The sequence below is a fragment of the Terribacillus halophilus genome (genome assembly GCF_900162685.1).
Lineage (GTDB): Bacteria > Bacillota > Bacilli > Bacillales > Amphibacillaceae > Terribacillus > Terribacillus halophilus_A.
Window position 1 is genome coordinate 1,797,047 of the sequence record NZ_LT727828.1, and the last position, 21,425, is coordinate 1,818,471.

Annotated in this window: 17 protein-coding genes and 1 pseudogene; 5 read left to right on the forward strand and 13 right to left on the reverse strand. The window is 43.9% G+C overall.

Going from position 1 to position 21,425, the window contains the following annotated elements; translation table 11 throughout:
- Nucleotides 1-10 precede the first annotated feature (10 nt).
- A complete protein-coding gene (locus tag B1K52_RS13740) occupies nucleotides 11-982 on the reverse strand; it encodes a quinone oxidoreductase family protein (RefSeq protein WP_077309173.1) in 972 nt (323 codons plus the stop codon).
- Nucleotides 983-1,102: 120 nt separating this feature from the next.
- On the opposite strand from B1K52_RS13740, the pseudogene B1K52_RS13745 reads away from it, so the two are divergent.
- Nucleotides 1,103-3,032 (forward strand): annotated as a pseudogene (locus tag B1K52_RS13745) (terpene cyclase/mutase family protein).
- On the opposite strand, the gene B1K52_RS13750 reads toward B1K52_RS13745, so the two are convergent.
- The 5 genes from B1K52_RS13750 to B1K52_RS13765 all read right to left on the reverse strand — a co-directional run bounded on the left by B1K52_RS13750 (nucleotide 3,026) and on the right by B1K52_RS13765 (nucleotide 8,135).
- On the reverse strand, nucleotides 3,026-3,820 hold the full coding sequence (locus B1K52_RS13750) for an SDR family oxidoreductase (RefSeq protein WP_077309175.1): 795 nt from the start codon (nucleotides 3,818-3,820) through the stop codon (nucleotides 3,026-3,028). The pseudogene B1K52_RS13745 and the gene B1K52_RS13750 overlap by 7 nt on opposite strands.
- Nucleotides 3,821-3,832: 12 nt before the next feature.
- Nucleotides 3,833-3,961, reverse strand: a complete 129-nt coding sequence (locus B1K52_RS18315; protein ID WP_256855921.1) for a hypothetical protein — start codon at nucleotides 3,959-3,961, stop codon at nucleotides 3,833-3,835.
- Nucleotides 3,962-4,029: 68 nt separating this feature from the next.
- Complete coding sequence (gene proB / locus B1K52_RS13755; RefSeq protein ID WP_077309177.1) at nucleotides 4,030-5,127, reverse strand: glutamate 5-kinase; 1,098 nt, start codon at nucleotides 5,125-5,127, stop codon at nucleotides 4,030-4,032.
- Nucleotides 5,128-5,315: 188 nt separating this feature from the next.
- On the reverse strand, nucleotides 5,316-6,752 hold the full coding sequence (locus tag B1K52_RS13760; protein ID WP_077309179.1) for a serine hydrolase domain-containing protein: 1,437 nt from the start codon (nucleotides 6,750-6,752) through the stop codon (nucleotides 5,316-5,318).
- A gap of 309 nt (nucleotides 6,753-7,061) precedes the next feature.
- Entirely contained in the window at nucleotides 7,062-8,135 is a 1,074-nt protein-coding gene (locus tag B1K52_RS13765) for a branched-chain amino acid aminotransferase (RefSeq protein ID WP_077309181.1), read from the reverse strand.
- Between the two features lie 214 nt (nucleotides 8,136-8,349).
- Between B1K52_RS13765 and B1K52_RS13770 the strand changes: the two genes are divergently transcribed.
- Nucleotides 8,350-8,667: a hypothetical protein gene (locus B1K52_RS13770; RefSeq protein WP_077309183.1), complete on the forward strand. Its 318-nt coding sequence runs from the start codon at nucleotides 8,350-8,352 to the stop codon at nucleotides 8,665-8,667.
- Between the two features lie 28 nt (nucleotides 8,668-8,695).
- On the opposite strand, the gene B1K52_RS13775 is transcribed toward B1K52_RS13770, so the two are convergent.
- From B1K52_RS13775 to B1K52_RS13785, 3 genes are all read right to left on the reverse strand, one after another.
- Complete coding sequence (locus B1K52_RS13775) at nucleotides 8,696-9,991, reverse strand: globin-coupled sensor protein (protein WP_179106560.1); 1,296 nt, start codon at nucleotides 9,989-9,991, stop codon at nucleotides 8,696-8,698.
- A gap of 167 nt (nucleotides 9,992-10,158) precedes the next feature.
- Nucleotides 10,159-11,643 carry a glutamate synthase subunit beta gene (locus B1K52_RS13780; RefSeq protein ID WP_077309187.1) on the reverse strand — a complete coding sequence of 495 codons (1,485 nt, stop codon included), beginning with the start codon at nucleotides 11,641-11,643 and terminating at the stop codon, nucleotides 10,159-10,161.
- Nucleotides 11,644-11,658: 15 nt separating this feature from the next.
- On the reverse strand, nucleotides 11,659-15,336 hold the full coding sequence (locus B1K52_RS13785) for a glutamate synthase-related protein (protein WP_373022504.1): 3,678 nt from the start codon (nucleotides 15,334-15,336) through the stop codon (nucleotides 11,659-11,661).
- An 82-nt stretch (nucleotides 15,337-15,418) separates the two neighbouring features.
- On the opposite strand from B1K52_RS13785, the gene B1K52_RS13790 reads away from it, so the two are divergent.
- Complete coding sequence (locus tag B1K52_RS13790; protein WP_077309191.1) at nucleotides 15,419-16,321, forward strand: glutamate biosynthesis transcriptional regulator GltC; 903 nt, start codon at nucleotides 15,419-15,421, stop codon at nucleotides 16,319-16,321.
- A 37-nt stretch (nucleotides 16,322-16,358) separates the two neighbouring features.
- Here the strand turns inward: B1K52_RS13790 and B1K52_RS13795 are convergent, their stop codons facing one another.
- Genes B1K52_RS13795 through B1K52_RS13805 form a run of 3 tightly spaced genes read right to left on the reverse strand, consistent with a single transcriptional unit; the run spans nucleotide 16,359 to nucleotide 18,390 of the window.
- Nucleotides 16,359-17,042: a 5'-3' exonuclease gene (locus B1K52_RS13795; RefSeq protein ID WP_077309193.1), complete on the reverse strand. Its 684-nt coding sequence runs from the start codon at nucleotides 17,040-17,042 to the stop codon at nucleotides 16,359-16,361.
- Entirely contained in the window at nucleotides 16,982-17,845 is an 864-nt protein-coding gene (locus B1K52_RS13800) for a glutamate synthase central domain-containing protein (protein ID WP_077309195.1), read from the reverse strand. The genes B1K52_RS13795 and B1K52_RS13800 overlap by 61 nt, the downstream gene beginning before the upstream one ends.
- Nucleotides 17,846-17,871: 26 nt before the next feature.
- The gene (locus tag B1K52_RS13805) at nucleotides 17,872-18,390 is read right to left on the reverse strand and encodes a 5'-3' exonuclease (RefSeq protein ID WP_444851938.1); all 519 of its coding nucleotides are present in this window, start codon (nucleotides 18,388-18,390) and stop codon (nucleotides 17,872-17,874) included.
- Nucleotides 18,391-18,455: 65 nt separating this feature from the next.
- Between B1K52_RS13805 and msrA the strand changes: the two genes are divergently transcribed.
- The gene (gene msrA, locus B1K52_RS13810) at nucleotides 18,456-18,986 is read left to right on the forward strand and encodes a peptide-methionine (S)-S-oxide reductase MsrA (protein ID WP_077309199.1); all 531 of its coding nucleotides are present in this window, start codon (nucleotides 18,456-18,458) and stop codon (nucleotides 18,984-18,986) included.
- A 41-nt stretch (nucleotides 18,987-19,027) separates the two neighbouring features.
- Here msrA and B1K52_RS13815 read toward each other — a convergent pair whose 3' ends face one another.
- Nucleotides 19,028-20,032, reverse strand: coding sequence for an LLM class flavin-dependent oxidoreductase (locus tag B1K52_RS13815; protein WP_077310606.1), 1,005 nt, complete (start codon nucleotides 20,030-20,032; stop codon nucleotides 19,028-19,030).
- Between the two features lie 968 nt (nucleotides 20,033-21,000).
- Here B1K52_RS13815 and B1K52_RS13820 point away from each other — a divergent pair.
- Nucleotides 21,001-21,399 carry a helix-turn-helix domain-containing protein gene (locus B1K52_RS13820; protein WP_077309201.1) on the forward strand — a complete coding sequence of 133 codons (399 nt, stop codon included), beginning with the start codon at nucleotides 21,001-21,003 and terminating at the stop codon, nucleotides 21,397-21,399.
- Nucleotides 21,400-21,425 lie beyond the last annotated feature (26 nt).

A 21,425-nucleotide genomic window follows, 5' to 3' on the forward strand; every position in this document is an offset into this window, starting at 1 on the left:
GTTGTTGTCTCTAATCTGTGATGTGCAAGATGATTTTTCCTGTATGTGTTCTGCTTTCCAATAGCTGATGTGCTTTTGCAGCATCTTCCAGCTTGAATTCTTTTATTCTCGGAAAGGTAATTGCTTCTTTCTCAATTAAATTGATGACTTGGTTTGAAACAGCTTGCAGTATTTGTGGTCGCTTTTGACGTGTTGTTCCCAGACTGAAACCAAGCAGCGAACGGCAGCTCGCGTGAACATCTGATGTGGTCAAGCTTCCCGGGCCTCCGCTGGCATTCCCGTAATTTACTAACCTGCCATAAGGCGCCAAACAAGCTAGACTATCTTCTGTAATTCTTCCAGCAAGAGAATCAAAAATCAAATCTGCGCCAGCTTCTGCAGTTAATTTATTGACGTAGTGAGGAAACTTGTCGTACGTAATCACGTGATCTGCGCCCATTTGTAAAGGAACAGCGGCTTTGTCCGCGCTGCTAACAGTTCCAATCACCTTCCCAGCGCCGAATAACTTAGCAAGCTGAATTAAAGTCAGCCCGGTACCACCTGCAGCCGCGTGAACGACAACCGTCTCCTCTTTCTCCAATCTACCAACTCGCTGCAGCAGCATAAAAGACAGAAAGGACGGAATCGGACTTGCTGCCGCAACAGTTGTGTCGACATGGTCGGCAATGGGATAAGTGAGTTTCGCGCTTGCGATTGCATATTCTGCATAAGACCCATCTTTGACAAAGGCTATCACACGCTGCCCTGGTCGAAACTCTGCAACTGCCGATCCGACTTTGTCTATGATTCCGACTGCATCTAGTCCTAGAATACCAGGGTTTCCTTTCCCCTTTGTTCCTTTTCGTTTCTTTATATCTGCAAAATGCACGCTTGCTTTTAATACTCTTATGCGAACTTCCCCAGCTGCAGGTTCTGGCAGCATTGCTTGTCTGTATACCAGCACCTCCGGACCGCCTGTCGTTTCAGCTACAATTGCACGCATCGCTCATTCTCCTTTGATATGAGATACGGAACCTAAAGTCATAATTTACTTTTCTCCGCATATTTTATCATATTGCAGCATGTTTTCCGTCCCAAAACTCTTAGGAAAAGGAGCTGTACAATGAATACCGTTCATCTTAATGACGTAAAAGCGACAATTGATAAATACGTCGCAAATCTCGAAGCCAAGCAGGAAAAAGATGGCGCTTGGCGGATGTGTTTTGAAGGTGCTATATTGACAGATTGCTTTTATATAATGACTTTCACATCATTTCATAGAGAATTAGAGACTGTGGAAAAACTGAAGGCGCATTTGCTTCAAAAACAGCGTGACGATGGCAGCTGGGCAAACTATCCGGGAGAGAGGAACGGAAACCTGTCTGCTACGGTTCTCGCGTTTGCTGCGCTTCGTTTTTCGGGTGTAGAAGCAAGTCGTTTGCGACAAGCAGAGCAGTATATTAACCATAACGGCGGAATCAATAAAGCGCATTTTATGATTCGCTTTATGCTGGCTGTGCATGGCATGATTCCTTGGCCGCCATTTCTTAAGTTTCCGATGACTGCCTTGCTCGTACCAACAACATTTCCAATTAACTTCTTCCAGTTCAGTTCTTATGCCAGAATTCACTTTGTTCCAATGCTGCTGCTTTTAAATAAAAAGTTCAAACGGATTAGTAAGCATACTGTTTCACTTGACCACCTTTTGTACGAAGATGAATGGGATGAGCGAACAGATGATGGGTCACCTTGGCGGACGATAACAAATGAATGGAGCCGGCTTGCTCGGCTGCCAGCGCGTCTGCACCGAGCTGGTTACAATTATGCTGAACAGTACATGCAGGAACGCACAGAATCAGATGGAACGCTTTACAGCTACGCCAGTGCAACCTTTTTTATGATTTATGCATATCTGGCACTAGGATACGAAGAGAAGAATTCAAGAATACAGGATGCGCTGACTGGCATACACTCGATGGTTAATGAAGATTGCAACGGTCTCCATGTGGAGAACTCTACCTCTACAGTTTGGGATACTGCATTGCTTAGCTACAGCTTGCAGCAAGCAGGTGTTTCCAGCAAAAGTACGATGATTCGTTCTGCTACGCATTATTTGCTGCAACGGCAGCACAGTCAGAAAGCTGACTGGCAAATTCATGAGCCAAACGTGGAACCTGGAGGCTGGGGATTTTCTGATATTAATACTAATCACCCAGATCACGATGATACTGCCGCTGCTCTCCGGGCGCTTACAAGATCTGCCCGGGATAATATGAATGTCAAGCGAGCATGGAAAAAAGGCAGCGATTATTTACTAGCGATGCAAAACAAAGATGGAGGCTGGGCGGCGTTTGAAAAAGATACGGATTGGCGGCTGCTGACAAAGCTTCCGATTGAAAATGCGCGGGATGCTGCGATTGATCCGTCCACTGCAGACCTGACCGGCCGCGTACTAGAATTTCTCGGAACGTATGCCAGCCTGAAGCAAGATCATTATAGTATGAAAAAAGCAATCAAATGGCTGCAGAAGCATCAGGAATTGAATGGGTCGTGGTATGGCAGGTGGGGTGTCTGCTATTTATACGGTACATGGGCTGCTCTTACCGGACTCACAGCTGCCGGAGTGNGGGGGGGTCTGCTATTTATACGGTACATGGGCTGCTCTTACCGGACTCACAGCTGCCGGAGTGGAGCCTAGCGCACGATGTGTGAAGCGTGCTGTCAATTGGCTGAAAGCTGTTCAGCATGATGACGGCGGCTGGGGAGAATCATGCCGCAGTGCGGAAGTTGGCACATTTGTGGATTTGCCAATCAGTACGGTAGTCCAAACAGCCTGGGCAGTAGACGCCCTGCTTGCATGCAGAGAACAGCATAGCGAAGAGGTGCAGCAAGGAATCCGGTTTTTGCTTACAGCAGAATACCAGCAAGCCGCCGTCGACTATCCGACCGGTATCGGTTTGCCGGGTCAGTTTTATATCCGCTATGAAAGTTATCCGTATATTTATCCGCTGCTCGCTTTAAGTCATTATCATATTAAAATGAAGCATCATTGAATGGACTTTACCATACCGCCATCGACGACAAAGGCTTGGCCCGTTACATACGTATTCGCTGAGGAGACAAGAAAGGCAGCCATTTTCGCAAACTCCTCCGGCTTGCCGTATCGGCCGATTGGAATCGCTGCCTGGCTTTCTTTTTGGACTTCTTCCAAACGCTTACCTAGCTGGTCTGCGGATTTTTGATCAAGCTGATCTACGCGTTCGGTATGAATTTTCCCAGGTCCTAACGTGTTAATCAGAATATGATCTGGTGCCAATTCCTGCGACAGCGATTTTGCTAAGCCAACGATGCCAGCTCGAAAAGTATTAGATAGAAGCAAGTTATCGATGGACTGTTTGATAGATGAGGAGGCGATATTTAAAATATGACCTCCTCCGTTTTCTTTCATAACCGGCACAATAGCACGCATGAAACGAACAAAACTAAGCAAATTCAGTTCAAAAGCCTGCTGCCAGTCTTGATCCTCAAAATCGGCTAACTTACCAGCTGGCGGACCGCCGGCGTTATTAACCAGGATGTCGATGGAACCGGTATGCTGTTTCGCTGCTTCCACTGCCCGCGTTATCGCCTGCGCATCTGTTACATCACAAACAGAATAAAAAACAAGGCTGTTGCCAGAGACTTTAATGATTTCCTCTTTGGTCTGTTTGAGTGTTTGTTCATCACGGCTCAAAATATGGACGACTGCACCTTCTTCTGCTAACTGCATAGCTGTAGCCTTTCCTAAACCTTTACTTGCTGCAACAACTAATGCCGTTTTTCCTTTCATACCTAAATCCATCTTTATCCCTCCTTATTCTGCTAGTTTAGCAATCTTACTTCGTATCCAGCGTTTTGCTGTTTCTTCCGGAACTTCATATGTACCGCCTTCACGAAGCAGGTTGTTTTTATACATCGTCTGGACGAGCATCATTACTTTCATTTGCTCTTCCCCCTTCCTATGGCCATTATACACCGAAGCCGCCCTAGCTGACAGGCTGGGCGGCTTGTTTAAAATAATACGATATAATTTCGATGTACGACTGCTTTATGCCAAGTGGAAGCAGGCGCATGATCTCTTCGCTCGAGCATCTCTCGCAAATCAGCAGAAGAAATATCACTTATTCCGCGGGCAAGCAGTTGTTTCTCTTCTGTCATAATATCAACAACTGCTGAAGGTGAAAAGGTACCTTCTACTTCGGTGACGCCAATTGGCAGCAAGCTCTTCCCTTGTTCAAGCAGTGCTTGTACTGCTCCTTCATCGACAGTCAGAGTACCTGTTGCTCTTGCGTGATGCGAAAGCCATTGTTTGGTTTTCCGCTGTACTTCTGCAGCTTCATCACCAATATACGTTCCAGCACCTTCACCTTGAGAAATTGCCAGTAACGTAGAAGCTTCATTTGTTGTGCCGATAAAAACAGGAACCCCTAATTCCAATGCTGTCTGTGCAGCCAGCACCTTCGAATACATACCGCCAGTACCTACTTTCGATCCTGATACTTGTTCGATGGAAGCTTGCATTTCTGAAGGGATTGATTTTAGCCGATCATATCGTTTAGCATCAGGATACGTATTCGGATTTTTGTCGTAAATACCGTCCACATCCGTAATTAAAATCAGCAGATCTGCTTTGACTAAGCCACTCACATAAGCAGAAAGCATATCATTATCTCCAAATGTCAATTCCCGAATAGAGATTGAATCATTTTCGTTGATAATTGGGACGATGTTTCGCTTCAGCAGCTCCTGTAAGGTATTATAGCTATTGTTATATTGATCTGCATTAGTAAACACATCTCGTGTCAAAAGCAGCTGGGCACACTTCATATCGTGCTTGGAGAAAGCGTCCGTATATGCTTGTACAAGCAGTCCTTGTCCTATCGCTGCCGCCGCCTGTTTTCCCTCGATTGTTACCGGCCTGGACGGATAGCCAAGCTGACGAAATCCCGCAGCCACCGCACCGGAAGAAACTAGAATCACTTCATAGCCTTCTTTTACAAGCATCGCAATCTGTTCCGTATGCCGGCGAATCTTTTGTTCACTCATTCCGCCGCCCGCTTCTGACAGCATGCTGCTGCCTATTTTCACAATTATCCTTTTCATCTTCATTCACCTTTTCATCTTGCAAATCAAATTTTATTATTAATGATTATATAGCAAATTGACGTAGGATGTAATAGATTTTCTAGACAAACAGAAATGAAAAGCGTTAGTAGGCTGCTTAAAAGAAGAGGCGGAATAAGAAATAGGATATGCAATTAAGTACGTCTTGCAAAACCCTTTATTGAATGATTCTCTTACTCACTATGTTCTAACTTTGGAATTTGACGTAAAACAAACTCCATTCGATCAATCTTCTTGTTCTCATCTCTTATAAAACGAAGGGTGGATGGCATTTCTCTTATAGTAAGCTGAAACTCGTCGTTTCCGATTGGCTCAAGCAATGCAGCAGGCATTCCAGCTGTTGCTACATGCAGCTTTCCATCTTCTACATACAATTTATTCATCATACCGTCCCCTGATAGGAAAGTTCCCTCATATTCCATTAAATCTTCAGAAGCTATATCTGCAGTTTGAATGTTTAAGTGCGATGCATGAATTGTTTTATCCAGATGAAGACTGGCAAATGCACTAAAAAGCAATTTCGAAGATGGAGCTCCTGCTATATTTGCAAGCGAAATTCCCGTCAGATCAAGTTCAGGTAAGATATTCATCTGGGCAGTTACACCCTTCAGATCTCCGCCATGATGAATAAGTTTATAACCAAAGAAATCAGGAATGATAGTTAATCCGTAACCGTAAAAACTTTCATGCGCAGATTGAATATGCGGTGTTGTCATTAATTCCACACTTTCAGGTTTCAAGATTTGCACAAGACCAACCTTCCCAGCGTTACGAATAATTTCTGTAAACTTGAGCATATCATTCACTGTTGATTTTAAGAATCCTGCCGGGCGCATCGCAGGAGCGTCCCAAGGATTATTGGATCTAAAGATAACTTTTTCACCATCTTGCTCTCGGATGTCATATAAAACAGCTATGTCTTCCTCCGCGTCCATAGCAGCCTTGTAATGGAAACCACTGTTATGCATGCCGGCAGGCTCTAAAATATTCTCTTGCACATACTGTTCATACGTCGTACCACTGACCTGTTCGATTATTGCACCCAAAAGGGCATAGGCGTCATTAGAATAACTGAATTGTGTTCCCGGAGCTCCAAGCGGTGAAAATTCTGTCTTAGAAATAGAATCTATTAAGTCAGAAAATGTATCAATTGACGGAATCGCATCCAAAGGATTACCTTGCTGTTCATCTCCCCCGAATTTCGGGTCCTTTTCCATGCTCTTCTTAATTGAGCCGATTAAGGTGAGTAATGGCGGTATACCTGATGTATGTGTCAAGAAATGATGAATCGTCATTTGATTTGTGTACGCTTCATTTGATGTTTTAAATTCCGGTAAGTATGTAATGACACAGTCTTCTACTGATAGTTCACTTTTTTCTTGCAATTGAAGAATAGCTATAGCTGTAAAGGCCTTCGTAATGGAACCAACACCAAAAACGGTATCTGATGTTAACGGAAGCTGTGCTTCTACGTCACGATGACCAAACTCTTTCTCATAACATAATTCACCATCTTTAGCTAAGCCGATTACAAAACCAGGTACTTTGTATTTCTCCAACAACTCATTGGAATATCGTTCATATTCATAAACTTCTGTTCCTTGTTTCATGAAGTAAACCCTTCTCTCTTTTTATTGTCTTCACGTTCGTTTTTGAGTATGTTAGGCAGCTCTTCTATCTCTATTAGAACAGAATTTCCTAAGACTTCAGACCAATATATGTTGACAAAGACCTTTGAAGTAATTATTGAGCATTAACCCCGCCATTTGCATATGTCATACAATCATACCAAAATATTGTAACATCTATAGTCCTGCATGTATGTAAGTTTGATTAAGCTTCTTATCTAATGCTAAAAAACCAAACGATGCTTATATTGTCACAGCACCGTTTGGTTTCTCGCAGAGTTAGCTATAATTTTATTTTACTTCCACAGTCCAGCCGAACGTATCTTCCAGTTCGCCTTTTTGGATGCCTGTGATTGTATCGTAAATACGCTTGGCAACTTCTCCAGTTACGCCGTTGTTGATTTCGTATGTTTCTCCTTCGTAGGAAAGTTTGCCGACAGGTGAAATAATCGCTGCTGTGCCTGTGCCGAATACCTCTTCCAGTCTGCCTTCCTTCTGTGCTTGCACAACTTCTGCAATTGCTATGCGGCGCTCTGTAACTGGATAGCCCCAGTGATGCAACAGGTGCAGCACACTATCACGCGTGACACCTTGCAAAATGCTTCCGTTAAGCTGCGGTGTGACAATTTCGCCATCAATTTTGAAGAAGACGTTCATGCTGCCGACTTCCTCAACATATTTCTTCTCCACACCATCCAGCCACAAAACTTGCGAAAAACCAGATGCTGCAGCGACTTCTTGTGCTTTCAGGCTTGCAGCATAGTTTCCGCCAGTTTTGGCATCGCCTGTGCCGCCTTTGACTGCGCGTACATAGTCATTCTCTACTGCGATGCTTACTGGGTTAATTCCTTCCTTATAGTAAGCGCCCACAGGAGACAAAATGATGATGAACTTGTAGCTGATCGATGCAGCTACTCCAAGGAACGGCTCCGTCGAAATAATAAATGGACGAATGTAGAGCGAAGTTCCTTCTGCAGTCGGAATCCAATCCTTCTCGACCGAAATAAGCTGTCGCAATGCTTCTAAAGCCAATTCTTCATCTATTCTCGGAATACACAATCTGTCATTTGAACGATTAAGACGTTCAAAGTTTTTGTCTGGACGGAACAGCAATACTTTTCCTTCCTCCGTAACATAGGCTTTCAAGCCTTCAAAAACCGTCTGCCCGTAATGAAAGCACATCGCTGCTGGATCTAGCTCAAGCGGTGCATACGGTATAATCTGCGGATCATGCCAGCCAGTCTCAGCTGAATAATCCATTGTAAACATGTGGTCAGTAAACACCTTCCCGAATTCTAGTGTACTCGCTTCCGGTTTCTGTTTTAGGTTTTCGCTGCGTGTAAAAGCAAAAGTTTGTTGTTTCAAAGCTAGGACTCCCTGTCATTTTAAATTTTTCTTTCTTTTTTTCTCCTAAATTGTTCCTAATAATAGAATATTGCGACAACAATATCTTATCAAAGAATTATAAAGGAGATGGCGCACAGTTTCAACCTAAAATTTTAACAAAGTTGTCGAGTGTATGTTACGATAGACGCATATTAGGGTAAAGATACATAGAGAATTGAAGGAGGCACGCTATATGGAAATGGGTACAATCATGTGGATTGTGTGCGGTGTTATTGTTATCGGAGCGCTGGCGGTTGCTGCTGTTATGATTGCAAAAGCTACCAAGTCAATGCTTGCAACGAAGAATGATATCAATAAGACGATGGCACCGATGCAAGCGGATATGCAGACAATCAAACAAGAGCAGACTGTTCTGCAGCAGCACCAAAAAGAGATACAAACAAATGTCCAATCCATTACCGAAGGCACGAAAACAATTATTACATCTGTAAAAGAAGCACCTGCAGCTATGAAGAAACAATTCAAAGAAACACAGCTGGAAGGCAAATAACCAGCAGTCATCTCGACTGCTGGTTTTTTTATGCCTCGGTTAAATCATTCAATTGGCGCAGCACACTTTCTGCTTGGTGCATCGCTTTCCTTACATCAATAAGCTCGTTCGAAAAGCGCTGTATACTTTCTTCCGTTCGGCTGCTGACTTGCTCATTATTCTGTGAATGGCTCATGATTGTATCAAACTGTGAAGTAACATCCCCTAATTGCACAGTACCGCTTTTGATCAGTTCCTCCGCAGTGCCCATGAACTGGTTCACATTGCGTATTTGTTCATGCGTTTCTTGAATAAGCCCCGTAACATCGGAAACGGATGCTTTCGTTTCTTCCGCTAATTTCCGGACTTCACTCGCCACGACGGCAAACCCTTTTCCTTGCTCACCTGCCCGAGCAGATTCAATGGAGGCATTGAGCGAAAGCAAGTTTGTTTGTTCCGCAATTCCTTCCACCAACTCCACAATGCTTCCAATTTTCGCAGCTGCTTCTTCTAGCGTCGCAAGTTCTTCTTGTACCGCACTCATCTGTGTAGCGATCCGCTGCATACGTTCTTGCTGGGAGATAAGCCCTGCCTGTCCTTCTTCTGAGTGTGTGACAACTTCCTTTGCCGTCTGCTTCGTTTCCACGCTTTGCTCTGTCAGCGATTCAGAAGAAGCAACCAATCCCTCAACAGCTCGATTCACTTGTGTAAAAATACTGGTGAGCGTTTCAGACGTATGCTGAATACTACCGTGCAGCTGATCCTGATTTGCTATATGTTCGATATGTACCCGCTCATGTTCCGTGTTGTACGCATCCAGCACAATTTGCTGCTCGATGTTGAATATCTTAGTTGTCGCTAGCACTGCTCTTCGATAAGCCGGAAAATCCATTTGCTCATTTTCAAAGATGTGCAGCATTTGCTGCAGTAAATCTTGAAACGCACCCATATACCACTTTGGCTCTAGTCCAATTTTGGCATGAATCAAGGCAATTCGCTTTCGTTTTTCAATATAATCATGATCTACTCGGCCATTGAACATTTCCTGGATATGTTGTTTTAATGTGCCTTTCAGTCGTTCCACTGTACTGTTGCTTTCAATTATATGCAGCAAGTTATCTTGATTCATAATGTTTTGATAAAAACTGCTTACAATTCTGTCTATCTTTTGGCAAATGACAGGCTCTAATTCGGTTAGAATACGCAGGTCTTCCTTTGTCAGGTGAATCATATCCAGTTGTTTTTTTAGTTCGCCATCAATTTTTAATACTACTTCTGCTCTTTGTGTATCTAGGCTGTTCTGCCCTGTTTCTGCATTTCTCTCTCTTTTGCGTTTCGTAAACATACACTTCCTCCTCATTGATCCCCATTACTTGTATATCGGCACATTACCAGCTATCTGAAGGTATTCTGTCAAAATACTGGTAAACAATCTAACAAGTTACTGGATAGCACATGATTCTGACGGCATAATAAAAGCAGAACCTCCTAGATTGGAAGTTCTGCTGAATATTAAGGTAAAACAGTCTCACCCATGAGCTGAAGATCTACTTGCTTGGCAACATCTCTGCCTTCGTTGATTGCCCAAACGATCAAACTTTGACCGCGTCGGCTGTCACCGGCAGCGTAGACATTATCTACATTTGTACGATAATCTCCGTAAGCCGCATCTACTCGTTTGTTTGGGGTTACATTTACGCCAAATTCAGTAAGCAACGGCGTTTCTGTTCCTTCAAAACCAATTGCAATCAAAACGAGCTCTGCAGGCCATACTTTTTCGGAGCCTTCAACTTCTTGGTAGACAAACATCCCTTTATCATTACGTACTTTTTGCATATCTATTGTATGCAATTCTTTTAAATTGCCCTGTTCATCCTTCACAAATTTGGTTGTCTGAATGCTATATTGACGAGGATCCTCGCCATACGCAGCTTTAGCTTCTTTGTGTGCGTATTCCAAACCAAATACATGCGGATATTCCGGCCATTGATTATCTGCACTGCGGGCAAGCGGAAGCGATGGATGCTTACCGAATTGCGTCACGCTTTTTGCGCCTTGACGGACAGCTGTTGCAATACAGTCTGCTCCTGTGTCGCCGCCACCGATCACAATAACGTCTTTACCAGCGGCGTTAAATTCTGGCTGCGCATCTTGCTTACCATCCAGCAACGCTTTTGTTGATACAGTCAGATAGTCCATTGCAATATGGATACCTTTCGCTTCTCTTCCTTGAATGACGAGATCGCGCTGCTGCTGAGCACCCGTGCAGAGAATCACAGCATCGTATTGTGCGCGAAGGTCATCTGCCAGAATATCTTTCCCGATTTCGGTATTCAAGATAAAGTCGATTCCTTCTTGGCGCAGCAAATTGACACGGCGCTCTACGACATCTTTTTCTAACTTCATGTTAGGAATACCATACATCAGCAGTCCGCCAGCACGATCAGCACGTTCATATACCGTTACAGCGTGACCTGCTTGGTTCAACTGATCAGCACTGGCAAGACCCGCTGGGCCCGAACCGATGATGGCAACTTTCTTACCCGTACGCTTCGCAGGGATGCGTGGTGTGATCCAGCCGTTTTCAAACCCTTTGTCGATAATGGCACGTTCAATATTCTTGATCGCAACTGCTGGGTCGCTAATCGCAACGGTACAAGAACCTTCACACGGAGCTGGACAGACACGACCAGTGAATTCTGGGAAGTTATTCGTCAGCATTAATCGTTCCAATGCTTCCTTCCACTTCCCTTTATACACAAGGTCATTCCACTCTGGAATCAAGTTATAAATCGGACAGCCGGATGTGCTGCCGCCGATTTCCATGCCGATGTGACAGAATGGCGTACCGCAATCCATACAGCGGGCACCTTGTGTCTTCAGCGTAGCATCAGAGAAAGGAGCGGCGTATTCGTTCCAGTCCCGGATACGTATTTTAGGATCACGTTCATTTGCTTCTTCTCTTTTGTAGTCAATAAATCCGGTTGCTTTCCCCATACTTACACCTCTCTCTTAATGTACTGCTGCAGGCTTTTCGGATTCCTTCACTGGACGCGGCTGCTGGTTCTTCAGCACAAACGCCTCCATGACTGCTTCCTCCTGCGTAAGTCCGCGCTCTTGCTGCTCTTCGATTTGGTGCAGCATGCTGCGGTAGTCAATCGGAATTACTTTTACAAAGCTTGCAAGTTCTGCTTCCCAGTTTTCCAAAATGACGGTTGCTTTTTCGCTATTGGTATACGCCGCATGCTTCTCAATCATACTGCGCAGCACAGCAATTTCCTTTTTATCTGTTAGCTGTTCAAAATCAATCATTTCCGTGTTGCACAACTGCTTGAACGCTGCACGATCCGTTGAATGGATATAAGCAATTCCGCCAGACATACCTGCAGCGAAGTTCTTGCCTACTTCTCCAAGAATAACAACTTTACCGCCAGTCATATATTCACACCCATGCTCCCCGATGCCTTCGACAACTGCAGTGGCACCACTGTTCCGAACGGCGAAACGCTCACCAGCCATACCGTTGATATATGCTTCACCGGAAGTTGCTCCGTATAGAGCTACGTTCCCAGCAATAACATGCTGAGCAGCTGTAACCCGGAAATCAACTGGTTTTTTGACGATCAACTTCGCTCCCGATAAGCCTTTTCCTACATAGTCATTGGCGTCTCCTGTCACAGTCAAGGTCATGCCTTTTGGTGTAAAAGCACCAAAGCTTTGCCCAGCGGAGCCGTTGAAGTGTAAGTTAACAGCGTCTTCCGGCAGCCCAGCTTCAGCAAATTTCTTGCTGATTTCACTACCGGCAATCGTTCCTGCCACACGATTAATGTTACGGATCGGCAGCTCAAGATGCACTTGTTCTTTGCCAGCGAGTGCTTTTTCCATATGTGGCAGAATATCGGTTGTATCCAATGCGATGTCGATTTTATGGTTTTGCGGTGTTGTGTACGTACGCGTACCGTCAATTTGATGCAGCAGTCTGCTCAAATCAAGCTGACCAGCTTTCCAGTGTGTTTTAGCGCGATTAGATACTTCTAATACATCGGTACGTCCAACCATTTCTTCCATGTTTCGGAAACCAAGTTCAGCCATGATTTCGCGAACTTCTTGCGCGATGAAAGTCATAAAGTTAACAACATGATCTGGGTCTCCGATAAACTTCTTCCGCAGCTCTGGATTCTGTGTAGCTATTCCAACTGGGCATGTGTCAATGTGACAGACGCGCATCATCACACAACCAAGTACAACGAGCGGAGCTGTCGCGAAGCCATATTCCTCCGCTCCAAGCAATGCTGCCATCACGACATCACGGCCAGTCATCAGCTTGCCATCGGTTTCCAAACGGACGCGGTCACGCAACCCATTCAGCATGAGTGTCTGATGTGCTTCCGCTAGTCCGATCTCCCATGGAAGGCCGGCATGTTTAATACTTGTTTTCGGTGATGCGCCAGTTCCGCCGTCGTATCCGCTAATAACAATAACGTCCGCGCTGCCTTTTGCTACACCGGCAGCAATCGTGCCAACGCCGCCTTTTGCAACCAATTTAACACTGATTCGCGCATCGCGATTCGCATTTTTCAGATCGTGGATTAGCTGCGCCAAATCCTCAATGCTGTAAATATCATGGTGAGGCGGTGGTGAAATCAAGTTCACCCCAGGTGTTGATTTACGTACATCGGCTACCCATGGATATACTTTCTTCCCTGGAAGCTGACCGCCTTCTCCTGGTTTTGCTCCTTGTGCCACTTTAATCTGCAGCTCATTTGCCTGGACAAGGTAAGAACTCATCACGCCAAAGCGGCCGGAAGCGATTTGTTTAATCGCACTTCGTCTGGAATCGCCGTTTTCGTCCAAATGATAACGCTTGGCATTCTCGCCGCCTTCTCCGCTGTTACTTTTACCGCCAAGACGGTTCATCGCGATAGCGAGTGCTTCATGTGCTTCTTCACTAATAGAACCGAATGACATCGCTCCTGTTTTGAATCGCGTTACAATGCTTTCAACTGATTCCACTTCATCAATCGGAATAGAATTGACGTTTTTAAAATCAAATAAGTTTCTTAAGAATCCTAAACGTTCCTGATCAGCCGCCTCGGTATATTCTTTAAATAAATCATAGTTATTTTGACGGCAGGCCCATTGCAGCGTATGGATTGTTTTCGGGTTGAATGCATGATGCTCGCCATTTGCACGCCATTGGAACTCGCTGCCTGTATCCAGGGCAGAAGCTGCTGCTTTGTAGGCAGCTTGATGACGTTTTTTCGCTTCGGCAGCAATTGTATTCAAATCAATCCCGTCTATTTGGGAAGTTGTTCCAGTAAAATACTTAGAGATAACAGCATGACTAATGCCGACTGCTTCGAAAATCTGTGCACCGCGATAGCTTTGTACCGTACTGATGCCCATCTTCGACATTACTTTAACGACACCCTCCGTCATTGCTGCTGCATNATTTTCCTCTTCCACATCTAGGACGCCTACTTCAGAAGAAAGGATAAGATGATCATCCTTCGTCACATAATAGCGACCTGGACGTAATCCGTTTCGGTCGAGAACAGCACCAATTTGTTTGCCATTTGTAAAGGAAATGGCAGTCGGGCCATCCCACGGTTCCATCAATGTGCTATGATAAGCATAAAAAGCTCGTTTTTCTGCATCCATGTATGGATTCTTATCCCATGGTTCCGGTATCATCATCATGGCAGCATGCGCTGGTTTACGGCCAGCTAGCACAAAGAATTCAAAAGCATTATCCATGATGGAGGAATCACTGCCGTCTGTGTCTAATATAGGAAGAATCTTTGCTGTATCTGCTCCAAATGCTTTGGATACAAGCTGCTTCTGACGGGCACGCATCCAGTTAACGTTCCCCTGCAGCGTGTTAATTTCTCCATTATGAATAAGATAACGGTTTGGATGTGCACGTTCCCAGCTCGGGAACGTATTCGTGCTAAAGCGAGAGTGCACAAGTGCAAATGCACTTTCAAAAAGCGGATCTTGCAGATCAAGGTAGAACTGGTCCACTTGAACAGATGTGAGCATCCCTTTGTAGACAATTGTCTCACTGGAGAAGCTGGCGAAATACAAATGCTGCTGCATCTCTTTTGCTTCTTGTTCGGCCTGTTTGCGGATCACGTAAAGTTTCCGTTCGAACGGAAGCCCTTTTTCTGTTCTTTCTCCAATTCCAACAAAAAGCTGACGGACGAAAGGCTTCACATCACTCGCCATTGTTCCGATATGTGTGTCATCGACAGGAACAGTGCGCCAGCCAATTACCTGCTGCCCTTCTGCTTCTACAAGTGCGTTTATTTTGCTTTCCAGCTCTTCTTGCTGTGTATCTTGTGTGTTGAAGAATACCATTGCCACACCATAGGCACCTGGTTCAGGTAATGAATATTCTGTCTTTTCGGAAAAATAACGGTGTGGAAGCTGAACCATAATTCCAGCACCATCTCCGGATGCAGGATCGCTCCCCTGTCCGCCGCGGTGATCCAGCTGGCATAATAGCTGCAATCCTTTTTGAACGATATAATGGGCGGCTTCCCCTTTCATATGCGCGTATAAGCCGATACCGCATGCATCGTGCTCAAATTCCGGGCGATATAAGCCTTGTGCTTTTGGTAGAAAATGAAATGCCATTATTAATCCCTCACTCTCTGTCTCGAACCGACATGTTGTCTTATTAACCATTGTAAGGTTTTCTAATTAATCGAAACAATATATAATTTAGATAGAATCAATCTCATATTGAGATAGGTAGGAGGAAAACACCATGGAATTGCGTCAACTGCGCTATTTTATCGAGGTTGCCAAGCGGGAGCATATGTCGGAAGCTGCTGAATATTTACTTGTTGCACAGTCAGCCATCAGTCGACAAATCAGCAATTTAGAGGATGAACTGGGTGTCGATCTGTTTGAACGGGAAGGCAGAAATGTAAAACTGACTAAAATCGGCCGGACATTTTTGAATCATATTGAAAAAGCCATGCACGCAATTGATTACGCGAAAAAACAAATTGATGAGCATTTGGATCCAGAACGAGGTTCCATTAAGATCGGCTTTCCAACCAGCTTAGCAGGTCAGCTGCTGCCAACTGTTATTTATTCCTTTAAAGAGGCCTACCCGAATATACAATTCCAGCTTCGGCAGGGAACATACCAATTTTTAATTGAGCAAGTATCACGCGGTGATATTGATGTCGCCTTTATCGGTCCCGTACCAAGAGAACATGATCGTATCGAAGGCGAAATTCTGTTTACCGAAAGTTTTTCTGCCCTCGTACCAGTTGCACACCAATTCGCAGAACGCGAACAGCTGCAATTAAAAGATTTACAAAACGAGCAATTTGTTCTCTTTCCCCACGGATTTAAATTACGGCAGCTCGTGATGGACGGATGTAAAAAAGCAGGTTTCGTGCCAAAAGTGTCGTCAGAAGGGGAAGATTTGGATGCGATTAAAGGACTTGTCGCAGCTAATATCGGCATCAGCATTTTGCCGGAAAGTACATTTTATGATGCGACACCCCGGCTTACGACGAAAATTCCAATCACGTTCCCAGAAGTCAGAAGATCTGTCGGCATTATCATGCCGAAAGAAAGACAGGTGGCCCCTTCCGAACGCTTATTTTATGATTTTGTCCGCGAGTTCTTTTCTCGCTTGCAGCAGTTCAGATAAAAAAAGAGTAATTGTGCAAGATGCACAATTACTCTTTTTAGTTTGTTAAACTGTCAGCCGGACGCAGCAAACGGCTCAGCTTTGTTAATTCGAATTCCTCAAGCATAGTCTGCTTCTGCTTCTCGTCTACTTCCCATTTCGCATCTTCAAGTGAACAGCTGATCGGCACTTCACAATGAATAGCAGCAAGCTTTCTGCTTAAATGCAGGTTATCTAAGTCAGATTCAATTTTCTTTCGTACGCCATTCGGCAGTTCTTCTAACTTCTCTAGGAGCTGATCAATTGTTTCATATTGCGTAAGCAGTTTGATTGCTGTCTTTTCACCAATCCCTTTTACGCCTGGGTAATTATCGGAGCTATCCCCCATCAAGCCCTTCATATCAATGATTTGGGCTGGTGTCAGCCCTTTTTGTTCAAAAAAGCTATCTTCCTGAAATACTTCGTAGTTGCCCTCACCTTTTCGCATGATAGCAATATCTACATTCGGGCGAACCAGCTGCAGCATGTCTTGGTCTCCGGTAAGAACTGTCACATGGTGCCCTTCTTCCGCATACAAACAAGCCAATGTGCCAATACAGTCATCTGCTTCATAATTTTTCAGACCGATATTCGGAATACCATAACCCGCCGCAACTTGCTTTACTGCATCAAATTGCGGGATTAACTCAACAGGCGGTGCTTCGCGNCTGCTGCATATTGTTTCACAGCTTCCGGATAAGATAGCTTAATATCTTCGTTATCAATACTTTCTTTCAGCGTAGCATAAGCCAAATAAGGATGAATGGCATCTGCGCCATAGCCAAGCAGTGTCGCAACATGATGTACTTCCCGCACTTCTCCGGCAGAAGCAATCAAGCTAACTTTTGTGCGCAATCCCTTCCGAACAAGGTGCTGATGCAAGCCGCTTACGGCAAGAAGTGTCGGTACTGGTACATAAATATCCGACATCAAACGATCTGTTAATACAAGAACGCTGACTCCTTTGCTGATTGCTTCTTCTGCTTCTTGGAAAATTCGCTGCATGCTCTTCTTCAAATCTTCGCCGAATAAGGTGTGGATCTCCTGCAGTTTGAAATCGCCGCTTGGTTCAGCAACAAGCTGCTCCAGCTGGTTATTCGTTATAATAGGAGATGCTAACTTGATCCGTCGGCAGTTGGCTTCATTAGGATGCAGCAGATTGCCTTCCTTCCCAAGATAAGAAAGCGTGCTCGTAACGATTTGTTCACGATACGCGTCAATCGGCGGGTTTGTTACTTGTGCGAACAGCTGTTTAAAGTAATTGAATAAAGATTGCGGGCGATCAGACAATACGCTTAGTGGTGTATCATTTCCCATAGCACCGATTGGGTCCTTGCCTTCAGAAACTAGCGGTACGATGTATTTTTGAACATCTTCATACGTATAACCGAAAGCTCTCTGTTTGGTGACCAAATCTTCTACTGCGCTGTCATCCGTTTTAGTCTGATCTTCCAGCGATACCATATTGTTATCCAGCCAATCTTGATATGGTGCTTCAGCAGCCATTTCCTGTTTGATTTCTTCGTCTGGAATTAAGCGGCCCTGCTCNCAATATCTACATTCGGGCGAACCAGCTGCAGCATGTCTTGGTCTCCGGTAAGAACTGTCACATGGTGCCCTTCTTCCGCATACAAACAAGCCAATGTGCCAATACAGTCATCTGCTTCATAATTTTTCAGACCGATATTCGGAATACCATAACCCGCCGCAACTTGCTTTACTGCATCAAATTGCGGGATTAACTCAACAGGCGGTGCTTCGCGGTTTCCTTTATACGTATCCAACATCTCACTGCGGAACGTTTTTGAACCCATATCCCAACAAGCGGCAACATGTGTCGGCTCAAAATGATCGACAGCCGCGGCTAAGTGACGAATAAAGCCATGCAAGCCGTTCGTCGGCATGCCTTTCGAATTCACCATAAAATAATTGCGGTAAGCAGTAGCGTGAAATGCACGGAACAAGATCGCCATGCCGTCTACTAATAATATATGATTTTTCATAATGATATCTTTGTCTCCTTCATATCTTTCATCCTTATAGTTTACCATACTAGTACAAGCAGATTAAATGGGGTAAAATAAGTCATATGAACACCAGGAAGGAGCTAGGAACCATGACAACAAACTTTGCTAAAGCAACATTCGCAGGAGGATGCTTCTGGTGTATGGTGAAGCCGTTTGATCAATGGGACGGCGTAGAATCGGTTATCTCCGGCTATACAGGAGGCCATGTCGAAAACCCGACATACGAACAAGTGAAAACAGGCACAACAGGTCATTATGAAGCTGTCGAAATCACGTATGACCCAACAAAAATAGCGTACCAGCAAATATTAGACCTCTACTGGCCGCAGGTTGACCCAACCGATGCAGGCGGTCAATTCCACGATCGCGGCGACCAGTACCGGACTGCCATCTTTTATCATGATGCTGCACAAGAAGAATTAGCAAATTTCTCGAAGAAAGCACTTGAGGAAAGCGGCAAATTTAAACAGCCGATTGTCACCGAAGTATTGCCGGCAGCCGTCTTCTATCCTGCCGAGGATTATCACCAGGACTTCTATAAGAAAGAAACAGAAGCGTATGAAGAAGACCGTGCAAAATCTGGCCGTGATGATTTTATTGAAGCGCATTGGAACAAATAAAAGGAGCGAGAATTTTTCGCTCCTTTTTCACACACAATTGTTTACATAATACTATTATGATCAACCTCTTGTTTAATCAGTTCATATGATTTCCATTTTGCTTCTTTATTATAGATATTAGTAATCAGCATAAACTCATCTGCTTGATAAACCTCTTGCAGCCTTTCCAACTCCATTCTTACCTTTTCCGGCGTTCCAATCACACAGCGTTGGCGATTTTTTCGTATCGCCTCTTTATCCGCTTCTGTTAGTTCACGTTTGCTTATCAGCTCAGGGGATGGGATTTGCGTATCGCGTCCTTTCCCGACACTAAGCAGCCAATGATCTTGACTTTCCGCTAATGCTTCTGCTTCTTCTTCTGTTTCTGCACACACAACAAAAATACAAACAATGCCATATGGCTTTTTTCTCGTTTTAGACGGACGGAATGCTTCCTTATATAAAGGCATCGCTTTCGGCTTAGCAGGACTAATAAAATGACCGAATACAAAACCGATTCCTAAATCAGCAGCCCGCTTCGCACTTCCTTCCGATAACCCGAGCACCCATAATGGCGCTGCTTCTGTTATACGAGGAGATGCTTTTACCGAGCGATAAGGATGCTCACGAGGCAGCGTATTATATAGGAATCCTTGCAGTTCCTCCAGTTTTCTCGGAAACGCTCTCATCCCACTTTCCGCCCCATCAGCTAAAGCACGTCTCGTTTGCTCCGTCCCTCCAGGAGATCGACCAACGCCCAGATCAACTCGTCCGGGAAATAGACCAGCCAATGTATGAAATGTTTCCGCTACCTTCAGCGGACTATATTGAGGCAGCAAAACACCGCCAGTTCCAACTTTAATTGTATTCGTCGCACTAGCAATCCGTGTTGCCATAATTTCAGGCGCCACGCTTACCAATCCGTTTGTATTATGATGCTCCGCCAACCAATAGCGCTCATAACCTAATCTCTCTGCATACTGCGCTAATTCAACACTCTCCTGCAGTGCTTCTTCCGGCGAAACACCTCTCCTGATTGGTGCCTGATCTAATACACTGAGCTTCATACGCCCACCTGCCCTCTTCTCATACTCTTTCTTTATTGTAGGGAAAATGACAGCAAGCATACAAGGTATCCGCTCATAGACACCGGCATTCTGTTGGCTATTTATGATCTAATTTGAGTTTTCCGCTTTCATAGTACGTTATTAATATCTCATTATCTTTTCTTGTAATTAAATAGTCACAGCGTTTTAAAATGAAAGATATCTTATTAATGAGTGCAGTTACTCCAAAGAATTTTTATGGAACAATGCACACACCTGCTTTTTATTTAATAAGAACTTTAAGGTTGTTACAAGTTTTCCGGAAAATGTAACGAGCAATCTCATTTATCCATCTTATGATAAATTATTACAACAACTAGATTTTTTACTGCTCCTTTAAATGTTCCCGTTTTATGCACCAAAAGCTTATTGGAGAACTATATCTTCTTCAAGGTTGGAGACAATGATAAATTACATGGAGTTTGGGTTTTAGGCCCCTCCATCTATTCGTCTATTAGTAATGAAACAGGTTAATAAATGATAGTCAACTGAGATTCTCAATGGACACCTTGGCAAATTATTATGCATCTTTATGAGTGATAAATCAGCGTACTCTTCTGCACATAAGCGTTATAGCTGCTAATCTTCTGTATGATGAGCGCCTTACAGTTAATGAAGTTATTCAAAGGAACAACCATTTATCAAAAAATGCCACCCTAGAAGAGAATCCTGAGTTACATATATCTAAAAATCGACAAGAAAACTTTTTTCACAATTCTTACAAGTGGGAACAAAGGGTGATGAAATGCGTAAATGAGGGTGATAAAGATAACCTCAAAAACTATTTAAATACCCTGATTTTGATGAGCATTTAGGAATTCTTTCAAAAAAAAGTCATTTAAGAAGTCAAAAAAATTGGTTATAACATCTATCACTCTTGCAATGCGTTTGCCATTGAGAGCGAACTTCATCATAAATTGGCTTACACCATGAATGATCACTATATACAAGGGGTGGAAGACTTTAAACAAGTGTTAGGTATGGAGTCTTATCTTAATGAAGTCCTATATGCTTTTACAGATCGTGTAGATGAGATTAAACAGCAAAAATACACTCCTCCTATTAATAAGTGCCAATCCTATATCTTCAAACACCTTTATGAGGAAATTAAATTGGGACAAATGGCAAAGTTAGTGAATATGCATCAAAACTATTTATCAGCATTGTTTAAGAAAGAGCTAGGCATGGCTATAACGGAATATATTCTTAACCAAAAAGTAGAAGAAGCAAAAAGGCTTCTTACTCAAACTGAATATCAAATTTCTGAAATTTATACCTTGCTTAATTTTCACGATCAAAGCCATTTTACAAAAGTTTTTAAAAAGTAAACCGGAACCACACCTAAAAAATTCAA